We start from the raw sequence: 323 nt of genomic DNA, 5'->3' as shown, positions 1-323 counted from the left end.
GTGGTACCGGTCTTACCAATCCAGTCAGCCCCCGACATGAGGCCAGGGTTAAGGCCATTAAGATCATCCTTGAACTTGGTCGTCTTGCCTGAAGAAATTGGACCATGCAGCAAATCAGTCATAATACTGGCTGTTGCCTTGCTATAAACTGACACAGGATGCTCTTGATGTTCATAGACGACCTTGCCTTTGCTATCAGTAATCGATTGCACCAGATAACCCTCTTGGTAATCACCCCCGTTGGCTAAGGTCTGGTAGGCATTGGTCTGTTGTAAGACCGTGGTTTCGATTCCACCACCCAGAGGCAGACTTTCAATGTCGTA

At 48.3% G+C, this 323-nt stretch carries 1 protein-coding gene; it reads right to left on the bottom strand.

Translation table 11 applies throughout. The features are described from left to right. On the bottom strand, positions 1-323 hold a 323-nt coding region (locus FH871_RS35385; protein ID WP_255516998.1), incomplete at both ends, for a penicillin-binding transpeptidase domain-containing protein.

Origin of the sequence: Larkinella sp. C7, from assembly GCF_006149005.1 — a bacterium.
GTDB lineage: Bacteria > Bacteroidota > Bacteroidia > Cytophagales > Spirosomataceae > Larkinella.
Note: the sequence above shows the minus strand (reverse complement) of the source record. Positions and strands in the feature narration are given on the sequence as shown.